Origin of the sequence: Flavobacterium sp. (assembly GCF_031422135.1) — a bacterium.
Classification (GTDB): domain Bacteria; phylum Bacteroidota; class Bacteroidia; order Flavobacteriales; family Flavobacteriaceae; genus Flavobacterium.
Map to the genome: position 1 here is coordinate 1 of NZ_JANOQD010000011.1, position 6,418 is coordinate 6,418.

Annotated in this window: 6 protein-coding genes; 5 read left to right on the plus strand and 1 reads right to left on the minus strand. The window is 33.5% G+C overall.

What is annotated here, in order from left to right:
* Positions 1 to 21: 21 nt before the first annotated feature.
* On the plus strand, positions 22 to 462 hold the full coding sequence (locus RMO70_RS02200) for a serum amyloid a protein (protein WP_409025065.1): 441 nt from the start codon (positions 22 to 24) through the stop codon (positions 460 to 462).
* A gap of 3 nt (positions 463 to 465) precedes the next feature.
* Positions 466 to 849, plus strand: coding sequence for a hypothetical protein (locus RMO70_RS02205; RefSeq protein WP_310554791.1), 384 nt, complete (start codon positions 466 to 468; stop codon positions 847 to 849).
* A gap of 37 nt (positions 850 to 886) precedes the next feature.
* On the opposite strand, the gene RMO70_RS02210 is transcribed toward RMO70_RS02205, so the two are convergent.
* A complete protein-coding gene (locus tag RMO70_RS02210; protein ID WP_310554792.1) occupies positions 887 to 1,252 on the minus strand; it encodes a helix-turn-helix transcriptional regulator in 366 nt (121 codons plus the stop codon).
* Positions 1,253 to 1,401: 149 nt separating this feature from the next.
* Between RMO70_RS02210 and RMO70_RS02215 the strand changes: the two genes are divergently transcribed.
* From RMO70_RS02215 to RMO70_RS02225, 3 genes are all read left to right on the plus strand, one after another.
* Complete coding sequence (locus RMO70_RS02215; RefSeq protein WP_310554793.1) at positions 1,402 to 3,693, plus strand: CHC2 zinc finger domain-containing protein; 2,292 nt, start codon at positions 1,402 to 1,404, stop codon at positions 3,691 to 3,693.
* A gap of 180 nt (positions 3,694 to 3,873) precedes the next feature.
* Positions 3,874 to 4,809 carry a tyrosine-type recombinase/integrase gene (locus RMO70_RS02220; RefSeq protein ID WP_310554794.1) on the plus strand — a complete coding sequence of 312 codons (936 nt, stop codon included), beginning with the start codon at positions 3,874 to 3,876 and terminating at the stop codon, positions 4,807 to 4,809.
* Entirely contained in the window at positions 4,799 to 5,677 is an 879-nt protein-coding gene (locus RMO70_RS02225; RefSeq protein ID WP_310554795.1) for a tyrosine-type recombinase/integrase, read from the plus strand. Before RMO70_RS02220 ends, RMO70_RS02225 begins: the two co-directional genes overlap by 11 nt.
* Positions 5,678 to 6,418: the final 741 nt, after the last annotated feature.

A 6,418-nucleotide genomic window follows, 5' to 3' on the forward strand; every position in this document is an offset into this window, starting at 1 on the left:
GTTAGTGGGCTGAATCACGCGATGCATAAAATGGGGGATGACGGGGAGATTGACCCACCCGCAAAGAAAGGTGTTGTTCAAAAAGTGAAAGAAACAGTAACAGAGGCAATTGATTTTGTTGAAGATTTTTCTGGAGGCGTAAGTGATTTTATAGAAACCTACAATGAAATGAAAGATGCAAACTGGAAAAATTCAGATAAGTATTTTCATAGTAAAGCAAATTTTAAAGCATCATTAAGAGGTCCTGGCGGTAGATACGCCGCTGAAAAGATGAGTAATTTAAGAGAAATAACGGATCAATATATAAAAGGAGATTCGAGAGCCAGTTCGGTTGCAGATCAAAAAGCTAATAGTTACGGTAGATTGCAAGCTCAAAAATTATCTTATTTTAGGTATTATAACTTAACTTACGGAGATGCACTACCAAATTATAGACCAATCAGTTTACCATCAAAACATTAAATTATGAATAGTGCCAATAGAATAATTCTGTTTTTTATGAGCATTGCTTTATTTGCTTGTAATGAAAATTTAAGTTTGAATGAAGAAGACGTTATAAAATATGATTACTTAAAACCTTTTATATCAAGTGATAAAGTTGGTTTTAAAGGCAATCACAACATAGATTCCGAAGATTTTGAATTTAGTTACGAGGTTGAAAATACTAAAAGTGTTTTGAACGAAATAGATGAGAGAGCGAAAAAAGAAAGTTGGAATAAACGTAATTTAAATGCAAACACTATTTCATACTCGAAAGAAATTGAAATATTTAAATCCCAATTAAGTTTAGTCGTTGTAAATATTAAGATTTTAGAAAATGACGATAGGATTTATTTTGAAGTAAAATAAGCATAAAAAAACAGGCTAATTGCCTGTTTTTTTATGCTTATAACATTGCTACATTTTTAGCGAAGAAATCTTTAAACTTCTTTTTTGTAAGCATTGTATCTACTATTTTAAAAACTGTTGTTTTGTCTTCTTCGTCCAGTTGATTAATTAGATGGAGTTTTTCAAAATCGGGTTTATCCATTATGGTAACATCTTCGGGAACTATATTTTCGTAGTTCAAAATTTGGTCAGCGGTAAGATTAAAAAGTTTGGTTAGTTTTTGTAACTCTTCAACCGATAAATCTCGATGACCGTTTTCTAGTTTATTATAGTTACTGTTACCAATATCAAGGTAAGAAGAAAGTTCTTTCTGCATTAAACCCTTGTCCTCACGTATCTTTTTGATTATTCTACCTATACTCATAACCTATAATTTTATAAAGCAAATATACTTAAATATGCGTTAATAGAAAATAGTTGCGAATAAATAAAACTATTGTATGCGATAAAAGAAAATAAATTTTATATTTGTAATCGAAAATATCGCATAAAATAATTTTATCCTTGTAAACTATGGAAATCTCTCTGATCAAACAAAACCTATCTCTCGCCCAAATCCTCTCCCATTACGGACTAAAACCCAAAAACAATATGCTCAATTGTCCTTTTCACGAGGATAAAACGGCAAGTTTGCAAGTCAATTTAGAAAAGCATTTTTACAAATGCCACGCTTGTGGGGCAAAGGGCGACCAAATACAATGGGTGCAGGATTATGAAAAGATAAGCAAACACGAAGCGATTGTAAAATGTGAGCAACTGGCAAACAATCAAGAACCAGTAGTTTGGGAAACGAAAAAAACCATCAAAATCTCACAACTTCAAAAAACAACTTTTTTAGATAAAATATTCACGAGTTTTAAAAAAGGCTTGGTCAATAGCACACCAGCAAGAGAATATTGCAAACAACGAAATTTAGAATACAGCAAAATCGAAATCGGTTTTAATAGCGGACAATTCCACCACGGAGAGCGTAAGAGCGAGGAACTGATTAATAATTCTTTGGCAGTTGGGTTGCTTTTGGATAACGGTTTAAAATCCAATAATGGCGAAACGGCTTATAATGTTTTCGGAAAATACAGCCTAGTTTTTCCTTTAAAAAATCAAGAAAACGAAATCGTATCTTTTTACTTCAGAAGTATTTTAGACAAAGAAAACGCAAAGCATTTTTACTTAAAAAATCGACAAGGTTTATATCCAAACTATCCAAAACCCGAAACAAAAAAACTCATTTTAACCGAAAGTATTATTGATTGTGCGAGTTTGTTGCAGATTGATGAAGTAGTAAAAAATTATAGTGTTTTAGCGTGTTACGGAACAAATGGGCTAAACGAAGAAATACAAAAAGCCATATTAGAACTTGAAGAACTCGAAGAAATTATTTTTGCTTTTGATAATGATGATGCAGGAAAAGAAACGGTAAAAAAATATGCTGAACAATTTAAGCAGTATAAAATATCGACAATAGAACTACCAAACAAAGACATAAACGAAACTTTACAATTACACGAACCCGAAATATTTATAGAACTTTTGGAACAACGAAAACCAGTCATTGCGAGTGATAACGAAGCAATCTCTAATGAAAAAATGAATTTTTCTATTGAAGAGAAAGTAGAACCCAAACAAAATAAATCAGTGCAATCTGTGGCAAATGACAAACCAATCGAGTTTTTAAAAACCAAAGATTTACTCAAAAGATTAAACGTACAAATTGGTAAATCTGGAATAGTTGGCGAAGAAAACTCACGTTTATTATTGTTCTTAATCATCATTAGTTATATGAACAAAAGCCCAATACACGCCATAGTACAAGGTTCTAGCGGAAGCGGAAAAACCCATATTATCTCAAGAATTGTCGATTTAATGCCTGGCGAAGATGTACTTAGATTTACCAGGATCACCGAAAGCAGTTTGTACAATTGGGGCGAGTTCGATCTGTTTAGAAAAATCATCATTATCGAGGATTTAGACGGACTGAAAGAAGATGCTTTGTATGCGCTTCGGGAACTTATCAGCAACCAATTTTTGAGCAGTTCGGTATCGATGAAAGACAAAAAAGGAAACAACAAATCGACCAGAAAAGAAGTAAAAGGGCAGTTCTCCAGTTTATCAGCAACGACCAAAGGCGAAACCTATGAGGACAATATGAGCCGAAGCTTTTTAATCGCAGTGGATGAATCCAAGGAACAAACCCAAAGAATTATCGAAAACCAAAACAAACGAAATGCGGGAGAAATAGACCCGAAAGAAAGCCAAAAAGCAGTAAGTTTTATACAGGCAATGGTTCGAAATCTAAAACATTATGAAGTGATTAATCCGTATGCCACCAAGTTACAATTACCCGAAAAAGTGCATAAAATAAGGCGATTAAATGAAATGTATCAAGCAGTAATTAAACAAGTTACGTTTTTAAACCAATACCAAAGAGAGCTTACAAAAGACAATCAACTCATCACCGAAATCGAAGATATAGAACAAGCCACCGAGATATTATTTGAAAGCATAATTTTAAAAGTCGATGAACTGGACGGAAGTTTAAGACAGTTTTTTGAACGATTGAAAAAGTATGCAAAAGACAAAGAAGAATTTATTTTAAGAGACGTAAGGCAAGAATTTAACTTGAGCAAAACACAAACTTTTAGACAAATACAAATGCTTTTGGAGCTCGAATACATCAAGCAAATAGGCGGTTACAGCAATAAAGGCATCCGTTACAAAATATGTTATTGGGATAATTATCAGAAAATTAGAACCGAAATAAAGGCATTCTTGATGCAACAAATTGAGCAATTAAAGAAAAAATAAAGCACCATAGCAAGTCAAAGTATGGCCAAGATATGGAACGCTACGGAACACTAAAGGAACGCTAGAAAACTTTGTAAAGTATTGATAAATATAGGTTTTTAATCAAAAAAAGGTCTAGCGTTCCGCATTCCAAAAAAACGAGTAAGCAAAAGCATCATAAGTGTAAAAAACCGTCATAAGATGAAGCAAAGCAGACACCAAGTTTATAATAAAGTCTATCAAGAAGAAGCCACAAACTACAAAAAACATTTACTTATTTTAGGATACAAAGACCACACTTGCCAAACAAGATATTTGTATCTGAAACAGTTTTTTAGTTGGTTGGAAAGTTTACAAATCAATGAACTAGAAGCCATTACTCCAAAAAATATTGCGGATTATCAAGGCTATATTAAAACCCAAAAAAATAAAAGAACCAAAGAAAATCTAGGAAAAGAGAGCATAAACGAACGCCTGCGAAATGTCCAGCGTTATTTTGGTTATGCTTTGGAACTTGGCAAACTAAAAACAAATCCAGCATCGAGCTTTAAATTTTATACTCCAAAAATCCAACCCGAGCGGATTATTTTTACTCAAAACCAAATCAAGGAACTGTACAAAAATTGTGAAAACGAACAAGAAAAAATGATTTTAAATATTGGTTATGGTTGTGGTTTACGGGTTGGAGAATTGGTAAAATTGAATAAAAAAGACATTGACTTAAAAGAAAATAGACTAATTGTCGAAAGAGGAAAAAACAACAAAAGGAGAATCGTTCCTATTGCAAATCAAATAGTTATGGAATTGAAAGCATATATAAGCCCCCCAACCCCCGAAGGGGGAGCAAAAAAGGCAATGTTTTTAAACATCGAAGGAAACAGGATGCAGTCAGGAAGCTTTAATTTAATCCTAAAGAAATTGATTGATAAAACCAACTTTGGAAAACGGTTTAAACAAGCAGAATTAAACAAAATCGGAATGCACACTTTACGCCATTCTATCGCAACGCATCTTTTAGAAAACGGAATGAAACTAGAACAAGTACAAACTTTTTTAGGACATAGCAACCTAGAAACTACCGAAGTTTACACGCATATCTCGACAGAACAACTCAAAATTTTAAACGATGACACTTGAGCAATATTTTTTAAAAAAGTATAAAAGAAACTCCTTAAATCCGTATTTGTGTAGCATTAGAAAGTACTTTAATTTTATACAAAACAAAGCAGAAACAGCTACATATCAAGACATTTTAGATTACGTTGGACATTTACGAAAGAACGAAAATCTAAAACCAAAAACCATCAAACATTATTTATTAAACGTTAAAATTTACTATTATTATTTACTCGAAATAGGCAAACGAAACGACCATCCTTGTAGTGAATTGCATTTAAAAGACAAGATTAGCAGACAAATTGCAGTCGATACTTTATACACTCCAGAAACACTCGAAAACTTCTTAAACGATACACACAAAGACAAAATTTTACAAAGAAGAAATCAAGTAATTATTAGTTTACTGATTTATCAAGGCTTAACAGTTGGCGAAATCTGTACTTTACAAATCGAAGATATTAATTTAGATAAAGCAGAAATTTATATAAAATCTAGCGACAAAAAGAAATCAAGAACATTGCCATTACAAGCCAAACAAATTTTACTTTTTTTGAATTATTTAAAAGAAGATTATCCAAAATTAATCCAACATATTGTGTCAGAAACTCCAATAAAAACGCTCATTACAGGCAAATTAAAAGAAGAAGTTCGCCCGAATGTTTTGAACAGAATGATTAATGATCACAGAGAGAAAAGTCAACAATTACAACCAATCAAAATCCGCCAAAGTGTGATTGCTAATCTTCTAAAAAAGGAAAATGACACGAGAATCGTACAGGTTTTTGCAGGACACAAACGGGCATCAACAACAATTTTATACAAACAAACGGAGTTGGAAATTTTGCAAAATGCGATTAATTTATATCATCCAATTAGGGAAATTTAGGTTTAAAAACGAAAATCCGAATATAAACAGCAGAGCAAAAAAGCGGTCTCTCTTCGGTCGCTTCCTTTGTTCCGCTAGGCTGTTCCAGTCGGCTGAAAAAGCCTCCGTTCCACAGACCACTTGCCACCAAAAAAAAGAGCAGCCAAGAAAAATGGCAGCTCTTTTTTTGTTGTCTGCGTTCCCAGTCTCCACACGGTCGCTCCTTTCGTTCGTCGTGGCTACTGTGTCTTTTTTAGCACTATTTTTTTTCTTTTTTTATCGGTTGAAAATTTTCAGTTGAAAAAAAAATAGTCCTAAAAAATCCACCGCCACTTGTGTTTTGGCGGTTGCTCAACCGCCAGCCATCAACCTCAATAGGAACGCTAAAGCTGACTTAAATTATTTGTTCCGCTATCGCTTCACTTCTTCGGTTGCCGTTACACGCACGCATCCTTCCAGCCCTGAAAAAGGGCTTCCCAGTCTGCGGTGGCTGTCAGTGACCGCAACACCGCCACTCGTTCAGCAAAAAAAAGCTTTCTACGAGTTGGAATACATAACGCTTTTTTTGCTTCACTTGGGGTGTTTATTGTAGAACCGCACACTAACGCCCTTTGGTTGTTTGCTCATTTTTTTAGAAGAAAGCCAACAGGCTTTTGTCTAAAAAACGAGCTTTATTTTTTGGCTTCCTTCCAAAAAAATCGAGCGCAAAATGAAAGCTAATCAGCCGAATTGGTTTTTGAATTTAAACTTTTGGGCTTCTTT